Origin of the sequence: Methylocystis parvus, assembly GCF_049675845.1 — a bacterium.
Taxonomy (GTDB): domain Bacteria; phylum Pseudomonadota; class Alphaproteobacteria; order Rhizobiales; family Beijerinckiaceae; genus Methylocystis; species Methylocystis parvus_A.
This window is the reverse complement of sequence record NZ_CP187161.1, coordinates 2153670-2170000: the sequence shown is the minus strand read 5'-3', so window position 1 is coordinate 2170000 and position 16331 is coordinate 2153670. Positions and strand designations below refer to the sequence as shown.

Here is a 16331-nt window from a genome sequence, read left to right as displayed (position 1 = left end):
AGGTGTCCGTGAACGGAAGCGACGCCGTTTGTGTGCGTATGACCAAACACCGTCATACCTTCAAGGCCGGCGTTGAACCGTTCGACCAGATCCCGTTTCGGGGTCTACGCGCCGTCAGCTCAGGAAAGCAGCGTACGTTCGCGCGGATTCAAGTTTGCCGTCGTGACGGCCATCGCTGCGCGACTGACGGGGTTGAACCGGATCGTGGTCGCAGAAAGCGGTCAAGGCGCGCTCGGCCCGGTCCTTCTACTCCTGCACAACGTGTATGCGGATTACCGTAATCACCCGACCCACCTTCGCAGGATGGAGCGTTTCATCAAGACGTTGCTAGAACACGACGTCGGCTATGAGCAACCACGCCTGTGGAACACGAAGGGCGAGACCATTGCGGCCTTATTCAGAAACTCAAGAAGGCGGACGCCCCCTCCGCCAGATGGCCCTGACCCCGCCCGCTCCCATGAATTCTACTTGAGCAGTTCCAGACGCGAGGGCGCTCGCCCGAGGCCGCCGCCCACGCGCGCTCGTCGGCAGCTTACTTCTTCGCCTGAAGCCCCGGCGGCGCGTGGTCCCAAGGATAGCCTTTCGACGCCTTGTCATAGCCGTAGCGATAAAGCGCGCGCATGAATGTCTGGTCGAACTCTTCCGGGTGCGGCGCCTGGAAGTCCTCGCCGACATAAGCGAGGTTGAAAGAGGCGCCAGCGCGCTGCGTCACCAGATACATCCGGTAGAGATCGCCCACGCCGTTATAGTTGATCATCGTGGAGACGGCTTTTTCCGCGATGGGGAGCGTCGTGTCCTCCACGTCGGTCCAGGACGTCGTCAGCCGGGAATTGCGAATGATATAGGCGACGGACGATTTCCGGCGGTATCCGGAGCGCTCGAGCCCCGCGCGCGTATTGAGGCTCGGGGGCACGAGAAAGGCCTGGCTGACGGCGCCGCCGTCGACATGCATTTCCTGATATGACCTGCCGCCGGCCTCGACGTCGAAGAACACGGGCGGGAACGCCGCCGGGATCGATGCAGACGCCAGCAAGATGTGGCGAATGAGATCGGGCGCGCGCGGATCGCCGCTCGCGGCGAGCGCGCCAATGTTCCAGATGGCGGGGCGGCCTGCGTCCAGATCCGTCGTCTGGATCAGGAGCAGCCGGCCTTTATGGTATTCCTCGGCGATGCGCGCGAGCATCGTCCCGTCGAAATAATGCGCGATGGTGTCGTAGAGCGGCGCGCTGTCGGAGAGAGCGTTCTGAGCGAGCGCCGCGTAAGGCAGGAAGCGCTTCTCATAAACCTTCGACGGGTCGATGTTGGTGTAGACGTCGGTGAGCGCCGCGTCATAGTCCGGCCCCAGAAAGGCGAAGGGCGCGATCAGCGCGCCGGTGCTGATGCCGGTGACGAGCTTGAATTTCGGGCGGTCGCCATGCTTCGTCCATCCGGAGAGCAGGCCGGCGCCGAACGCGCCATTGTCGCCGCCGCCCGAGAGCGAGAGCAAATAGGCGGTCGGCAGCGCGCCCCCTTTGGGAACGCCCAGCGCCTTCGCCTCGCGCTCGAGCGCAAGCGCCTGCTCGGCCGCCATCAGGGCCGGCTGATCGATGAAGAAGCGACCGTTGGGCAGGCCGAGAACGCTCGTATTCTGACGCTCGGCGATTGGAACGGGCGTGCGCGGCGCAATGGACGAACAGGCTGAAAGCGCAAGGAGGGAAAAAGCGGCGAGCCAGCCGAGCGAATGAAAGCGTTTCACGAAACCGGTCGTGGTCAGACGCATCACTATTTCTCTCATTTACGCGGTCGGCGCGCGGCCCGGAACGACAGGCCTGCTGTAAGATCGCTCCGGCCTGCCGGCTTAGCGCGATCCCTTATCGCTTGCATGACTCTCGACAGGCGGCAAGCGCCGCGAGGCGGGCGCGATTGAAGCGAATCGAAATATTCGTCCGATGTTGCGGCCATGACACGCAAAGACAGCGGCGACGATTCTCATCGCCGCCGCCCGTCCTTTGCGAAGCCCACAGACTATTCGCTTGCCTTGTTGTTGCGGTCGGCCTCCATCAGCCGCTTTTCATCTTCCGCGGTGAGCTTGGGCCGGTCGATGGTCAGCGTGATCTTCCCGATCTTGCCGTTGAAGGCGAAGGGCGGCCGATAATCGGCGTCGTTCACGCCGGTCAGCGTGTCAGAGCCGATATCGAGCGCTTCGTCCCATTGCAGGATCAAGGGTAGCGTGCGCTCCATCTTCTGCTCGGCGACGACCTTGCCGTCGACTTTCAAGACGCCTGTTCCGCTCCGTCCGATCCCAGACAGGTTATTGAAGGCGAGCGTGCCGATGCCGAGGCCGTCATATTTGAAGTCGAATTCCAGCGTGTGTTCCCCGGGCGAAACCGGCTCCTGTCCTTCCCAGCGCACGCGCTTCAAATCGACGAGATTCCAGGTGAAGACGGGCTTGCCCTTCAGGAGATAGAAGCCGTAGCCGCCGAAGCGGCCGCCTTGCGTGACGAGCATGCCGTCGCCGCCGCCATCCGGAATGTCGACCTCCGCCTTGAAATTATAGGAAGCGTCGAGAACGGAGGGCGCGTCGCCGTTCGGCGTTCCGGTGAGCGGCATCGTCCAGGTGAAGACGTTGCGTCCCGCGGTGATGGAGGGCCGCGGCGTCACGAGACGCGTCGCCACCGTCGCATCGAGAGGAAGCACCTGGTATTTTTTGGCTTCCGCCCAGAAAATCTTTTCGAGCTCTTTCACCTTGGCCGGGTTTTTGTCGGCGACATTCTTCGACTGGGTCCAGTCGCTCTTCAGGTCGTAAAGCTCCCAGGGATAGGCGGCGGGGTCCTGGCTGACTTTTCCCATCACGTCCCAGGGCGGGCGCATCACTTTGGCGCTTGCGATCCAGCCGTCATGATAGATGGCGTGGTCGCCCATCATTTCGAAATATTGCGTCTTGTGCCGCGACGGCGCATCGGCGTTCGCCTTGTCGAAAGTGTACATCAAGCTGACGCCCTCGATCGGGCTCTGCTTCACGCCGTCGACGACTTTCGGCTCCGCGATATGCGTCGCCTCCAGAATGGTCGGCACGATGTCGATCATATGATGGAACTGGTTGCGAACGCCCCCCTTGTCCGAGATGGCCTTCGGCCATGAAATCGCCATGCCCTGACGGACGCCGCCGAAATGCGAGGCGATCTGCTTGGTCCAGGAGAAGGGCGTGTCGAAGGCCCAGGCCCAGCCGACCGCCATATGCGGATAGGTCAGGTCCGTGCCCCATTTGTCGTAGAAATATTTGAGCTGATCTTCGACCGGCACCTGAACGCCGTTGAACATGGCGACTTCGTTCGGCGTGCCGACGAGCTGGCCTTCGGCGCTCGTGCCATTGTCGCCGTTGATGTAGATGATCAGCGTGTTGTCGAGCTTGCCCATGTCCTCGACCGCCTGGATAACGCGGCCGATCTCGTGGTCGGTGTAAGCGACATAGGCGGCGAAGACTTCAGCCTGCTTGATATAGAGCTTCTTTTCATCCGCAGAGAGTTCGTCCCAGTTCTTGAGGAGCTCGTGCGGCCAGGGCGTCATCTTTGCATTCTGGGGTATGACGCCGAGTTTCTTCTGGTTCTCGTAGATCTGATCGCGCAGCGCGTTCCACCCCTTGTCGAAGAGATGCATGTCGCCGATCTTCTTCACCCATTCGGGGGTCGGATGGTGCGGCGCATGGGTGCCGCCCGGCACGTAGTAGAGGAAGAAGGGCTGCTCGGGGGCGAGCGCGTTGATGCGGTTCATATAGGCGATGGCGTCGTCCGCCATTGCGGTCGTCAGGTTCCAGCCGGGCTTGCCGAGGAAGGGATAGATCTGCGTCGTGTTGCGGAAGAGGTTCGGCGCCCATTGATTGGCGTCGCCGCCGACGAAGCCGTAGAAATATTCGAAGCCCATGCCGGTCGGCCATTGGTCGAAGGGCCCGTTCTGGCTGGCTTCGAAAGCCGGCGTGTTGTGATCCTTTCCGAACCATGACGTGCGATAGCCATTGTCCTTCAGGATTCGGCCGATGGTCGCCTTGTTGTCGGGGATGACGCTGTTGTAGCCGGGATAGCCCGTCGCTTGCTCGGCGATGACGCCGAAGCCGACGGAGTGGTGGTTGCGGCCGGTGATCAGCGCGGCGCGCGTCGGCGAACAGAGCGCGGTGGAATTGAAGTTGGTGTAGCGCAGGCCATTATTGGCGATGCGGTCGAGGGAGGGCGTCGGGATCACGCCGCCGAACGTGCTCGGCACGCCGAAGCCGGAATCGTCCGTCATGATCAGCAGGACATTGGGCGCGCCCTTGGGCGGTTCGATGCGCGGCGGCCAATAGGGTCTGGATTGCGCAGCGTTCTTTTCGATCTTTCCGCCGAATTTGAAAGGCGGCGCGGGCAACTGGTCGCCCTTGATCGTGACGGTCGCGCTGGGTGAACCGGCGACGCCGTTGATCTGTTGCGCAGGCGCGGAAGACGCGCCGATGAATGTGGCCGATAGAAAAACAATCGAGTGCAAAAACCGCATCTCGCCCTCCTTCGTTTTTCAAGTTTGGCGAAGTGTGGTTGGGCGAGCGATAAGCGTCAATAGTACTTAGCGTCCTGATGCGAAAACTGACGTTTGGCGCCCCTTAACTGACTTTGAAAGACTTGTTTCATGGAAAAACTGCCCCGGAAAAATAAAAAGCCCGGCGCGAGGCCGGGCTTTCCCTGATCCCTGCGGGCGCGGGGCTGGCGACACCCGCAAGTTTCAGAAGTGCGATCAGTACTTCGCGACGACCGGAGCGGCAGCGCCCCAGTTGAAGTGATAGTTCACGCCGGCGCGGACGGTATGATAGCTGGGGGTGATGCGGTTGGTGCCCCAGGTCCAGCCGAAGGCGCCCTGCGCGCCGCCGCCGGGGAGTTCGGTGTAGAGATATTCCAGCTTGGCCGACCAGTTCGGCATGAACAGCCACTCGCCGCCGCCGCCGACCGTCCAGCCGGTGCGGGTGTTGCTGAAGCCGTTGGCGTTGGCCGACAGGCCGGCATAGGCGAAACCGCCCGTCGCGTAGGCGAGCAGGGTGGGCGTGATCAGATAGCCGGCGCGGCCGCGAACGGTGCCGAACCAGTTCAGCGCAACGCCATTGTTGCCGCCCGAGGTCAGCGGAACCCAAAGGCTGCCCGCGGGGCCGAAAGCGCCGCCGTCGCCGGGATAGACCGCGAAATTGTTGGCGCCGCCCGAATTCATGCTCGAGCCCTGGAAGTCGGTTTCGACGCCGAGCAGGAACGAACCCATCTGGTAGTTGTAGCCGATCTGGCCGCCGCCGATCACGCCGCCGGCGGTGTTGCCGCCAGAATTGTTGCCGGGCAGGAAGATGATCGCGCCCGAGACGTTGTTGGCGTAGGGGGCGAGGCTGTTCGGGTTGACGCTGTTGGCGCTCCAGGCGCCGCCAATGTTCAAGCCGGCGTAGAAGCCGGTCCAGGTGATCATCGGGGGCGGGGGGATATAGGCCGGGGCCTCCTTGCGGGAGGGCAGATCCGCCGCGAGAGCGGAGCCGGCGGCAAGCGAGGCCGCCGCAATCATAGCGAGTTTCTTCATCTTAACTTCCTTACGCCTGTTTCCAAGGACTGCTTCGGGTCCGAAAGCGCTCAACCTACTCTGGGTAGCATTGATCCGCTCTAGCCAACCGATAGCTGAAGCCAGGAAGTTGTCATTCCAGGCCAAAGACCAGGGTCGGGCGCGAAAAGCAGGGTGTGTCGCTTTTTTGCAACAGGCCTGGCGACGCACGCAAAGGTTGCGTCAAAGGCCGCGCCGCCAGCGGGCCGGCGTCTTGCCCGTGAACTGCTTGAAAGCGCGGATGAAAGCGGTGGGATCGGAATAGCCCAGCGTCGCCGCGATTTCCGACAGGCTTTTCCCCGACCGCAACATGCGCTGCGCCACCTCGAAGCGAATGAGCTGGGCGAGTTCGGAGAAGGTCGCGTTTTCGTCGGCGAGCCGGCGCGAGAGCGTACGGACGCTTATGCCAAGCGTCGCCGCGGCGCGGTCGGGCGTCAGCGCGCCGCCCAGGACCTGCGTCCGCAGGATGTCGCAGAGCCTGTCCTTGAAGTTCGCCCCTTTTTCCTCGAGCGCCTGCGTAAGGATCGGCGACAGGATGTCGTGAAGCTGCGAATCGCGACCAGAGACGGGTTCGTCGAGCCACCCTTCTTCAAACATGACGCAGGCGACGTCGGTTTCGAAGCGGATCGGCGCGTTGAAAAACTGAACGTAGAGCGCCGCATTTTTGGGGCGTTCGCGCGTGAGACAGATCTCCGCGGCGCGCCAGCGCTTCCCGCAAAGGCCGCTCACAATGTTGAACATGACAGCGACGGCCAGATCGTCGATATGGTCGATCGCCGGGACCTCGGGCTCCACGACGATCCAGCGTAGGGCGGCGTAACCCCTTTCCACGACGAGGCTCGCGCTGCCCCCCGTATCGGAAAGCTTCAGGGAGCTTGTCATCGTCTCGAGCGCCTGGGACACGGTGGGCGCATTGACGCCGACATAGCCAGCGAGGCCGAGAATTGGAGCCGATTGGCGCATTCCCACGCGCAGTCCGAAATCCTCGAGGCCTGTCGCGAGAATGCTTTTTTCGATGAGGCGGCCGGCGGCCCGATAGCTGACGAGATTTTCCGGATTGGAGAAAAGGTCTCTCTCGAGACCGGCCTCGTCGAGCAAGGCGGCAAGGTCGACCCCCGCTTCAGCGAGAAGATCCGGAATCGCTGAAATATTTCTGACTTTAACGGTCCCCTGGGCGGTGACCCGGCCCGGGGCGGAGCGCGCACCCATTGTCGTCTCTCGGTCAGGAGGAACGGGTCTCCGGTCGCCCCTCGCAACGCTGTGAGCCCGGCGCCGCCAGCCGCCGGGAAGAGAAAAGCCCGGCTTTGGGCCGGGCTTCATTGCTTAGCGAGCGTTCTTCTGCACCGCGTCCATCAGCTTCGAATTCGGAAGCTTCTTGCAGTAGCGCGCGATCTTCTGGCTGTTACGCTTCACGTAGCGCGAATCGATGACCGTGAGGTTCTTCGCAGCCATGAAATAGCCGCGCATCCAATTCGAGACGAAATCCTGACGGGCGGCGTCGTACCCACCGAAATCCTTGCAGGTGATGTCCGCCATTTCCAGAGTGACCTGGGCGTCGGCGGGCGCGGCGAAGGCGAAGGCGGCGAAGAGGCCGGCGAAAATCAGCTTGCGATTCATGTTTTTCCCGATCTCTCTTACTTCTGCTGCGAAGCCCGCTCGAGGCCGTTGAAGACCGACTCGCCCTTGTTCGAGGCGCACCAATCCATCACGCTGGCGACGTTCTTCTGGAAAAGCTCAACATTGATGAAGGTGCGGCCGGCCTTCTGGGCGAAGAAGCCGCTCATGAACGCCGCAAAGTCGCTCTGCAGATCGGCCGGCATGGCGAGCACTTCGCCGCAGGTGATCTTGGTCATGTCGATCTGCACCGTCTGCGCCTGCGTCAGCGACGGAGCGAGCGCGCCCGCCATAGCCATCGCGAATATCAGTTTCCTCATCAGTTCTCCTCCAGAGAAACTCCGAATTCCAAAAAGCGGGACTGTCCCCCGCCCGGTCGGCGGGCTGTGTGATTTGCAACTTGAGCGCGTATAATTCAAGCGCAAGCCATGCCGACGCGAGACGGACAATGCCACATATTGTAAACAAGTCCAGCCCTTGCCGAGAGCTGAGCATTAAAACTTTCGCGGGAGAAATGAATAAGTTTTCAGAGAGACAGAGATTTAGCCCAAAAGCGCCCGGGCGCCCGTTTCTGTGGACGGGACAGCGACTCTGTCCTAGTTTGCGCCAAGGAGCGGTTTGTGGGTCCGCTCCCTCCCTCTCATAAGAGAATTCTCATGGATTGGACGCGACTTCGCGCTTCTCCCCGCTTTGCGTGGCTATCGTTTGGCGTCATCGTCTTGATCGCCGCCGCGGTCTTCCGCAACGGCGTCAGCGCCCAGGAAGGCGCGCCCGCCGCCCCGCCGGCGCCGGGCGTCACGGTCGCGCACCCGCTCGCCGAAGTCGTGCCGCGCTGGGATGAATATACGGGTCGCTTCGTTCCCATCCAGCATGTCGAAGTGCGCCCGCGCGTCTCCGGCGCCGTCGAAAAGATTCACTTCACGGACGGCCAGATCGTGAAGGCGGGCGATCTCCTCTTCACCATCGATCAGCGGCCCTATCAGATCGCCGTCGACAGCGCGCGCGCCGAGGTCGCCCGCATGCAGGCGCAGACGTCGATGCTGTCCAAGGACGTCGCGCGCGGCGAGACGCTGGTGAGCGGGGGCACGATCACCAAACGCGACATGGATCAGCGGCGCGGCGGCTCCGATTCGGCGCGCGCCCAGCTTCTCGGCGCCGAGGCGTCCTTGCGCAACGCCGAGCTCAATCTCGAATGGACGCAGGTGCGCGCGCCGATCGCTGGCCGCGTCTCCGACCGGCGCATTGACGTTGGCAACCTCGTGCAGGCCGGGACGACGCTGCTCACGACGATCGTCGCGCTGGACCCGATCCATTTCGAGTTCGACGTTTCGGAATCCGATTTCCTGCATTATTCCCGCAGCGGCGCAACCCGGCAGAAGGGCAAGACGCCGGCCTATGTGCGCCTCTCCGACGAGACGGACTGGAAACGCATGGGTTCGATCGACTTCCTCGACAACCAGCTCAATGCGCGTTCGGGAACCATCCGCGCCCGCGCCGTTCTCGACAACAAGGATCTCTTCCTCACGCCGGGCGCCTTCGGCCGCGTGCGCGTCAATGGCGGCGATCTCGCCGCCTTGCTGATCCCGGACGCCGCCATCGCTTCCGACCAGACCAACAAGATCGTCATGACGGTTACGCCGGACAACAAGGTCGTCCCCAAGCCGGTCTCGCTCGGCCCGCTGCACAAGGGGCTGCGCGTCATTCTTTCGGGTCTCGATCCCAAGGATCGCGTCATCACCGCCGGCCTCGCCAATCCGATGGTGCGGCCCGGCGCCATCGTCGCGCCGACCGAAGGCGTCATCGCTCCTCTGGCCAATTAGACGAAAGACGCATGCGCTTCCCGCACTTCTTCATCGAACGGCCGATCTTCGCCGCCGTCCTCTCGGTGCTGCTCACGATCGCGGGCCTCATCGCCCAGCGCACGCTGCCCATCGCGGAATATCCCGACATCGCGCCGCCGACCGTCGCCATGATCACGCCACCTATCCTGGCGCCTCGGCCCAAGTCATCGCCGAGACCGTTGCCACGCCGATCGAGCAGGAGGTCAACGGCGTCGACGACATGCTCTACATCGCCTCGCAATCGACGGGCGACGGCCTGCTGACGATCAATGTCGTCTTCAAGACCGGCGTGAACATCGATCTTGCGCAGGTCCTGGTTCAGAACCGCGTCGCCATCGCGAGCCGCGCCTGCCGGACGAGGTGCGCGCCTCGGCGTCGTCCGTCCGAAGCCTCGCCCGACCTGATGATGGTCGTGCATCTACCTCGCCGGACGGCTCGCGCGACCAGCAATACATCTCGAACTACGCCACGCTCTATGTGCGCGACGAGCTGACGCGCATCGACGGCGTCGGCGACGTGCGGTCTTCGGCGCGCGCGACTATTCGATGCGCGTCTGGCTCGATCCCGACAAGGTCGCCGCGCGCGGTTTGACGGCAGGCGAAGTGTCTCCGGCTGCGCGCCGCCAATCTCCAGGTCGCGGCAGGCTCCATCAACCAACCTCCCGCATCCTCCGATGGCGCCTTCACGATCAATGTCAAAACGCTCGGCCGGTTGTCTTCCGTCGAGCAATTCGGAAACATCGTCGTCCACGCCGAACCGGACGGATCGGTCGTCCGCGTCCGTGACGTTGCGCGCGTCGAGCTCGGCGCGCAGGATTACACGGTCAACGCCTATCTCGACCGCAAATCCCGCAACGGCCTGGTCATTTCCAGAAGCCGGGCTCGAACGCGCTCTCTACGGCCGCCGCCGTCAAGGCCGATGGTCGAGATGGGGAGATCCTTCCCGACCGGCCTCGCTTATTCGATCGTCTACAACCCGACCGAGTTCATCCAGCAATCCGTCGACGCCGTCGTTCGCACGCTCATCGAAGCGCTCGTGCTTGTCGTGCTCGTCGTGATCCTGTTTCTGCAGACGTGGCGCGCGGCGATCATTCCGATGGTGGCGATTCCCGTATCGCTTGTCGGCACGTTCGCGGTGATGAGCGTGGTTGGGCTCACGTTCAACACGCTGTCGCTCTTCGGTCTCGTGCTCGCCATCGGCATCGTCGTCGACGACGCGATCGTCGTCGTCGAGAATGTCGAACGTTACATCGCGCAAGGGCATCACGCCGAAGGAAGCCGCGCACAAGACGATGGACGAAGTCGGCGGCGCGCTCATCGCCATCGCGCTGGTGCTGATCGGCGTCTTCCTGCCGACGGCCTTCATCACGGGTCTGCAAGGCTCGTTCTTCAAGCAGTTCGCCATCACCATCGCCGCTTCGACCGCGATTTCGCTGATGGTATCGCTGACCCTATCGCCTGCGATGGCTGCGCTGCTTTTGAAGCCCCACGCCACAGGTCACGAAAAACGCAACCCGCTCGTGACGATCCTCGGCGCGCCGTTGCGTTGGTTCTTCGCCGGTTTCAACCATCTCTTCGACACGATGTCGCACGGCTATGCCTGGCTGACGCGCAATCTGATCGTTCGTGTCGGCCTTGTTCTGCTCGTCGTCTATGGCGCGCTCATCGGCGTCGCGGCGGCTGATGGCGACGCCTACCGGTCTCATTCCCCAGCTCGACCGTGCTTATTTCATCACCGTCTTCCAGCTGCCTCCTGGCTCGACGCTAAAGCGCACCGATGAGGTTGTTCGCCGGGCGTCCGAGATCATCATGCAGCGTCCTGGTGTCGAGCACGCAGTCGAGTTCGTCGGCTTCGACGGCGCGACATTCACAAATGCGCCGAACACAGGCGTTGTCTTCGTCGGCCTTCAGTCGTTCGAAAAGCGCCTCGCCAGCGGCCTGACGAAAGATGGCATTCGCGCCGACGTCCGCGCCGCGCTGTCGCCCATCAAGGAAGCCTTCGTTTTCGTGCTGGAGCCGCCCGCCGTGCCGGGCATCGGCACCGGCGGCGGATTGAAGGGCTACGTCCAGGATCGCGGCGGCATGGGCCTGCCCGGCGCTCGAAGGCGCGCATGGGCGATGGCCGGCGCGACCGGCCATGCACATGCCGGCTGTCGCGCAGGCCTTCACGCTGTTCAACACGCGCACGCCGCAGATCTTCGCCGACATCGACCGCACCAAGGCGGAGATGATCGGCGTGCCGATCTCGCGCGTCTTCGAGACCATGTCGATCTATCTCGGCTCGGTGTTCGTGAACGACTTCAATATTCTCGGCCGCACCTATCGCGTCACGGCGCAGGCCGACAATCCATACCGGTTGTCCTTGCGAGACGTATCGAACCTGAAAACCCGCAACGTCGATGGCGACATGGTGCCCATCGGCTCGGTCGCAACCTTCCGCGACACCACCGGCCCCTATCGCGTGCCGCGCTACAATCTCTACCCGGCCGCGGAAGTGCAGGTCGATCTCAAGAAGGGCGTTTCCTCCGGGCAGGGCATCGCAATGATGGAGGCGATCGCCGACAGGTTCTGCCGCAAGGCTTCGCCTTCGAATGGACGGAGATCGCCTTGCAGGAGAAGCTCGCCGGCAACACCGCGATCTCGCCTTCGGCCTTTCGCCGTGGTCTTCGTCTTCCTGCTGCTCGCCGGCCTTGTATGAAAGCTGGCTTCTGCCGCTCGCCGTCATTCTGATCGTGCCGATGTGTATCCTCGCCGCCATGATCGGCGTGGCGATGTCCGGGCCTCGACCGCAACATCCTCGTCGAGATCGGCCTTGTCGTGCTCGTCGGCCTGGCGGCGAAGAACGCCATCTTGATCGTCGAGTTCGCCAAGCAGGGCGAGGATAACGGTCTGTCCCGCGTCGATGCGGCAGTCGAAGCCGCCCGCACGCGCCTTCGCCCGATCCTGATGACGTCGCTCGCCTTCATCCTCGGCGTGTCGCCTCGCCTTCACGCCGATCTGGTCTTCGCGCCGATGGGCGCGGATGGCGCGCGACGTCGATGCGGCTGAATCGCTCGGCAGCGTTCGCCGCCGTGTTCGCGGGCTCACCGTCTCGATGCTTGGCGTAACGCTCTTCGGCCTGGTCTTCACGCCGATTTGCAGGCGTTGGGCGCCTTGGGATTCCTGAAGATCGCGTGCGAGCCGACGTGGATCTCTCCGCCATATTCATGCGCTTCGAGAAGACGCACGACATTGTTGCAGTAAACCCGCTTTGCGTCCTGCAGCCATGTCACTTCACGCACGGGTTCATATACAGGGGGCTCGAGCTTCGAGCCGAGGTCGAGCAACCGCAGATCATCGACGAAGGGCCGCTGGTCCAGAGCGTCGGTGTGGGCGAGGCCCAGCGCATCGCATAGCGTCTCATAGCCAAGCAGGCAGCCAACCGGATTCCAGTGCGTGTCCGTCCGCCAGTACAGGTCGACATCGTCGCGATGGGCGCGCATCAACGCGATGAGATCGACATAGCCGTAATGTGCGGGGTCGCCGCCGAAGAGTTTGATGAGCCGCAGACCAGGCGCGAGGTCGGGATCGACGAGCGGCTCCGCCTGCTTGTGACCGTAAATCGTCAGTTTCTCGGGGATCACGATATGTGCGTAGCGCGCCCCAATCGCGTCGCAACGCGCCTTGCGCGCCATGATCGTATCCCGCCACCTCGCCAGAGCGGCGTCGGGCAGGTGGCCGCCGTCGCTTTGATAAAGCGTCGTGACGAAATTGGACCCGCCGGTCAGGAAGAGCCAGTCGTCGAGGCCCTTGTGAACATGGAGGCTGGTCAGACTCATTTCGGAGCAGAACCGGTCGGCTTGCGCGCCAGGAGAATGGTGGCGGCGGCGAGTTCGAACTGCTTCTCCATGGGCAGATCGCGCGCCCAGGGCTGGGCGAGCATCGGGCCCGGGAAGGCGACAAGATCGCTCACGCGCAATTTCAAAAAGGATTTTTTCGCCGCCGGCGGCAGTCCTTCCGCCCAGGCGCGCAATTGCCAGGCGATGGCCCAGACGGGGTGGGTTGCCGGATTCACTTCCTGCCGTTCGATCGTCAGATAGGGTTCGAACAATGTCCGCAGCCCCTCATGCGTCATGTTGAAATAATGATGCGGATAGCCATGCAGCGGCTGCAGGAAGGGCACGCAGCATTTCAGCCAGCCGCCCGGTTTCAGCACGCGCGCGATCTCCCTTGCGCAGGCGAAGGGGTCCTTGACGTGTTCGAGCACCGCGATGGAGATCACGCCGTCGAAGGAATCGTCCTTGAAGGGCAGCCTGTCGGCGACGCCGATCACGTCGGTCGTCGGATAGTCCTTCACTTCGAGATTGACGACATTGCTGTAATAGACCGGCCGAAAGCCCGCGCCCACATCCAGAACGAGACCATCGGCGCAGCTTTCGATCAGCCCAACCGTCTCGTCGTCATAGCCGTTTTCGCTGATGGGAATCTCGTCGTCGAGCGCGTCGCGCGCGCGCGTTTCCGCGTCGAGAAAGCAGAGCTTTCCATTGGCGTCGAGAGGCCGATCGGGATCTAGAAGGCGCGGCCTCAGGGCCGAGAATTTTCGCGCGCGGATTGCAGGAAGGGGGCTTTCGCGGCGTTGCCGCCTGTGCTGCGAGCGGCCGATCGCATCGAAATGCGCGCGGGCCGACGCGACGTCGCCGCGCCGCACCGCTTCCCGCGCGTCGGGGTTCGCGGCGAGATAGCGCGTCTCGTCGAAATTTTCGGCCGTCGCCAGCTCTTCTTGAGAGACCGTCTGCCGCCGTCCTTCGACCGAGCCGAATTTCCTGAAATGCGCCCAGCCGGACGCGACTTTTCCTGATTTCACCGCGTCCGCGACGTCGGGATTGGCGGCGAGATAGCAGGCCTCGTCGAAAGTTTCCCGGGTCGGAGCCTCCTGGAGGGGCGCAGTCTGGTATGGATTGCTCATGATGCGTGGCGCGTTCGCGGGAGCTTCGACTATTAGCACAGCTCGCCCCCATGGAAAATTCGGCGCCTTGCGCCCCTTGCCGCGGCTTGGCCTTTCGCGGCGAGGGGCCTATCTTGCGGGCGAAAGAGCGACACTTTCGTTAAGGGGCGGGCATGTCTGACGTCGAGCCGATAGAGGTCGAAGCCTTTTACCGATACGGCTATCGCGGACGCGAGATGATTGCGATCCGGGCGCCTTTCGCTATGTCCGCTGATTCGGAAATCATCGGCCGGAACGTCCGCGTCGGCGCATCCGTGCACCATGTAATGGGCGTCCTGCGCCAGATATCGGGTCCAATCCAGAAAGGCGAGCCGATCGGAGTGGAGGTCGCCGCCGCGCCAGGGCCTGAGCGCGGATGAAAATCCTTGGTTTGGGCCACAGCCATATCGTCGCCATCGCCAAGGGCTGCTACGAACTCCAGCACCAGGGCGCGACGATCGGTGCGGAGACCATAACCTCGGCCTTCGTCTATCTTTACGACCCGCAAATCATGCCCACGCTCCTCGGCGGCGAGGGGGCGCCCGTCATCAATCCGCGCCTCGCCGAGATCGTCGCCAAGGAAGAGGCGGCGTTCGGTCTGCTATCCGTTGGCGGCAACGAACATGTCGCCATGTCCATCGCGCAGCCGCGCGAGCCCTTCGATTTCGTCCTTGGCGAGAATCCTGGCCTACCGCTCGCCGAGCGTGTCGTCATCGTTCCCGAGGCGGGCGTCCGCGAAACGATGCGGGAAAAAATGGCGTCCACGCTCGCCACGCTCTCCGCACTGCGACGCGCGACGAGCATCCCACTCTTCTGTCTGGAGCCGCCGCCGCCGCTACCCGATTCGCGCGTCCTGGCCTATCCGCAGGAGTTCTTCCGCAAGGCCGTCGATCGCGCCAAGCTGTCGTCGGAGCTTTTCCGTTATAAGATGTGGCGGGTGCAGAGCGGGCTTTATCGAACGGCCTGCGCTCGGGAAAACATCACATTCATAGGCGTTCCGGAGCGCTTCGTTTCGTCGCCGGGCGTGCTCGCCGAGGAGGCTTGGGGCGCGGATGCGAGCCACGCCAACCCAATTTTCGGCGCGGCCATGGTGCGAAAGGCGATGGAGATCATGGAAGCCAGACTGGCAGCGGGCGCGGGGAAATGAAGTCGCATCCCTATTCGAGGCTGCCCGGCTCGTCCTACTGGCGGCAGGCTGTCGCCAATGTTCCGCCGGACGATGTCGATCCGATGGGCGATCCCCCTTTTCGTCTCGGCGCGCGCGACAAGATCGTGACGGCCGGCAGTTGCTTCGCGCAGCATATTGGACGGCATCTGGCGCAAAGCGGGTGCAATTATCTCGTCACGGAAAAGGCGCATCCATTTCTCACCGCGGACGCCGCGCAGGCGTTGAACTACGGCCTCTATTCGGCGCGTTACGGCAATGTCTATACGAGCCGACAGTTGCTGCAACTCTTCGATCGCGCCTATGGCCGCTTCGTTCCCAAGGAGAATTACTGGCGCGAGGGGGCTGACGTCGTCATCGATCCCTTCCGTCCGCAGATCCAGGAGGGCGGCTTCAATTCCCTGCGCGAACTCGATCTCGATCGCGACCAGCATTTCGCCGCCGTGCGGGAGGCGTTCGAGACGCTGGACGTTTTTGTCTTCACGCTCGGACTGACGGAAGCGTGGCGCGCGCGCGCGGACGGCGCGGTTTTTCCGCTCTGCCCCGGCGTGGCGGGCGGCGACTATGCGCCCGAAGCGCATGAGTTCGTCAATTTCGGCGTCGACGAGGTCGTGGCCGACATGACCGGATTTTTCGAGCGCCTGTGGGGCGTCAATCCCGGCGCGCGCGTCATTCTCACCGTCTCGCCCGTCCCGCTCGTCGCAACCGCCGAGCGCCGCCATGTGATGGTTTCCACCATGGCGTCCAAGTCTATTCTGCGCGTCGCTTGCGACACGCTCGAGCGCCGCTTCGCGAATGTCGCTTATTTCCCATCCTACGAGATTGTCGCCGGCGGCTATTGCGGCGTCGACTATTTTGGCCCCGACAGGCGCAGCGTCACGCCGGAGGGCGTCGCGCATGTCATGCGCGTCTTCGACCGTCGATTCATCAAGCGTGGCCTCGTGGAAGAGGCGATGCGGCGCACCGTAAAGGCCTTTGCGCCCTCGCCGCCCGCGCCGCCGGACCCGGTCGCAGACGCGATGAAGCTGATGTGCGACGAAGAGGCGCTGGCGCTTGCGCCCGTGTCTTCCTCGCCCGGCGAGGAGTCTGCGACGCCGGAAGCCAGTGCGATCGACGAAGGTCCTGGTCAAACGCAAAACGGCACGGACGCAGCCGCAGACTGAGCCAACGGATCATGA

The 16331-nt window shown here is 63.1% G+C and carries 16 protein-coding genes and 2 pseudogenes; 10 read left to right on the top strand and 8 right to left on the bottom strand.

Features of this window, described 5'->3' with window-relative positions:
• Positions 1 to 532: 532 nt before the first annotated feature.
• The 6 genes from ACPFMJ_RS11270 to ACPFMJ_RS11245 form a co-directional block, all read right to left on the bottom strand.
• Complete coding sequence (locus tag ACPFMJ_RS11270; RefSeq protein WP_424360132.1) at positions 533 to 1759, bottom strand: patatin-like phospholipase family protein; 1227 nt, start codon at positions 1757 to 1759, stop codon at positions 533 to 535.
• 245 nt (positions 1760 to 2004) lie between these two features.
• Entirely contained in the window at positions 2005 to 4503 is a 2499-nt protein-coding gene (locus tag ACPFMJ_RS11265) for an arylsulfatase (protein ID WP_424360131.1), read from the bottom strand.
• Positions 4504 to 4737: 234 nt separating this feature from the next.
• Entirely contained in the window at positions 4738 to 5553 is an 816-nt protein-coding gene (locus ACPFMJ_RS11260; protein ID WP_424360130.1) for an outer membrane protein, read from the bottom strand.
• A 201-nt stretch (positions 5554 to 5754) separates the two neighbouring features.
• A complete protein-coding gene (locus tag ACPFMJ_RS11255; RefSeq protein ID WP_424360129.1) occupies positions 5755 to 6780 on the bottom strand; it encodes an AraC family transcriptional regulator in 1026 nt (341 codons plus the stop codon).
• Positions 6781 to 6894: 114 nt separating this feature from the next.
• Positions 6895 to 7188, bottom strand: a complete 294-nt coding sequence (locus ACPFMJ_RS11250) for an HdeA/HdeB family chaperone (RefSeq protein WP_424360128.1) — start codon at positions 7186 to 7188, stop codon at positions 6895 to 6897.
• A gap of 17 nt (positions 7189 to 7205) precedes the next feature.
• A complete protein-coding gene (locus ACPFMJ_RS11245; protein ID WP_424360127.1) occupies positions 7206 to 7505 on the bottom strand; it encodes an HdeA/HdeB family chaperone in 300 nt (99 codons plus the stop codon).
• A gap of 336 nt (positions 7506 to 7841) precedes the next feature.
• Between ACPFMJ_RS11245 and ACPFMJ_RS11240 the strand changes: the two genes are divergently transcribed.
• From ACPFMJ_RS11240 to ACPFMJ_RS11210, 7 genes and pseudogenes are all read left to right on the top strand, one after another.
• On the top strand, positions 7842 to 9005 hold the full coding sequence (locus ACPFMJ_RS11240; protein ID WP_424360126.1) for an efflux RND transporter periplasmic adaptor subunit: 1164 nt from the start codon (positions 7842 to 7844) through the stop codon (positions 9003 to 9005).
• A gap of 11 nt (positions 9006 to 9016) precedes the next feature.
• Entirely contained in the window at positions 9017 to 9289 is a 273-nt protein-coding gene (locus ACPFMJ_RS11235) for an efflux RND transporter permease subunit (protein WP_424360125.1), read from the top strand.
• A complete protein-coding gene (locus ACPFMJ_RS11230; protein WP_424363848.1) occupies positions 9193 to 9519 on the top strand; it encodes an efflux RND transporter permease subunit in 327 nt (108 codons plus the stop codon). Before ACPFMJ_RS11235 ends, ACPFMJ_RS11230 begins: the two co-directional genes overlap by 97 nt.
• A gap of 119 nt (positions 9520 to 9638) precedes the next feature.
• A pseudogene (locus ACPFMJ_RS11225) lies at positions 9639 to 10806 on the top strand (efflux RND transporter permease subunit).
• Positions 10709 to 11050 (top strand): annotated as a pseudogene (locus ACPFMJ_RS11220) (efflux RND transporter permease subunit); the annotation flags it as partial. The pseudogenes ACPFMJ_RS11225 and ACPFMJ_RS11220, both read left to right, overlap by 98 nt.
• A gap of 112 nt (positions 11051 to 11162) precedes the next feature.
• A complete protein-coding gene (locus ACPFMJ_RS11215; RefSeq protein ID WP_424360124.1) occupies positions 11163 to 11723 on the top strand; it encodes an efflux RND transporter permease subunit in 561 nt (186 codons plus the stop codon).
• Positions 11724 to 11842: 119 nt separating this feature from the next.
• Positions 11843 to 12073: an efflux RND transporter permease subunit gene (locus ACPFMJ_RS11210; protein WP_424360123.1), complete on the top strand. Its 231-nt coding sequence runs from the start codon at positions 11843 to 11845 to the stop codon at positions 12071 to 12073.
• A 77-nt stretch (positions 12074 to 12150) separates the two neighbouring features.
• Here the strand turns inward: ACPFMJ_RS11210 and ACPFMJ_RS11205 are convergent, their stop codons facing one another.
• Both ACPFMJ_RS11205 and ACPFMJ_RS11200 read right to left on the bottom strand, forming a co-directional pair.
• The gene (locus ACPFMJ_RS11205) at positions 12151 to 12843 is read right to left on the bottom strand and encodes an alginate O-acetyltransferase AlgX-related protein (RefSeq protein WP_424360122.1); all 693 of its coding nucleotides are present in this window, start codon (positions 12841 to 12843) and stop codon (positions 12151 to 12153) included.
• Positions 12840 to 13970: a class I SAM-dependent methyltransferase gene (locus ACPFMJ_RS11200; protein ID WP_424360121.1), complete on the bottom strand. Its 1131-nt coding sequence runs from the start codon at positions 13968 to 13970 to the stop codon at positions 12840 to 12842. Before ACPFMJ_RS11200 ends, ACPFMJ_RS11205 begins: the two co-directional genes overlap by 4 nt.
• A 152-nt stretch (positions 13971 to 14122) precedes the next feature.
• Between ACPFMJ_RS11200 and ACPFMJ_RS11195 the strand changes: the two genes are divergently transcribed.
• From ACPFMJ_RS11195 to ACPFMJ_RS11185, 3 genes are read left to right on the top strand one after another with little or no spacing between them, the layout of a single operon-like run.
• Positions 14123 to 14368, top strand: a complete 246-nt coding sequence (locus ACPFMJ_RS11195; protein WP_424360120.1) for a hypothetical protein — start codon at positions 14123 to 14125, stop codon at positions 14366 to 14368.
• Positions 14365 to 15135 (top strand): hypothetical protein, encoded by a 771-nt coding sequence (locus tag ACPFMJ_RS11190; RefSeq protein WP_424360119.1) that lies wholly within the window; start codon positions 14365 to 14367, stop codon positions 15133 to 15135. Before ACPFMJ_RS11195 ends, ACPFMJ_RS11190 begins: the two co-directional genes overlap by 4 nt.
• Entirely contained in the window at positions 15132 to 16316 is a 1185-nt protein-coding gene (locus ACPFMJ_RS11185; RefSeq protein ID WP_424360118.1) for a GSCFA domain-containing protein, read from the top strand. The genes ACPFMJ_RS11190 and ACPFMJ_RS11185 overlap by 4 nt, the downstream gene beginning before the upstream one ends.
• Positions 16317 to 16331: the final 15 nt, after the last annotated feature.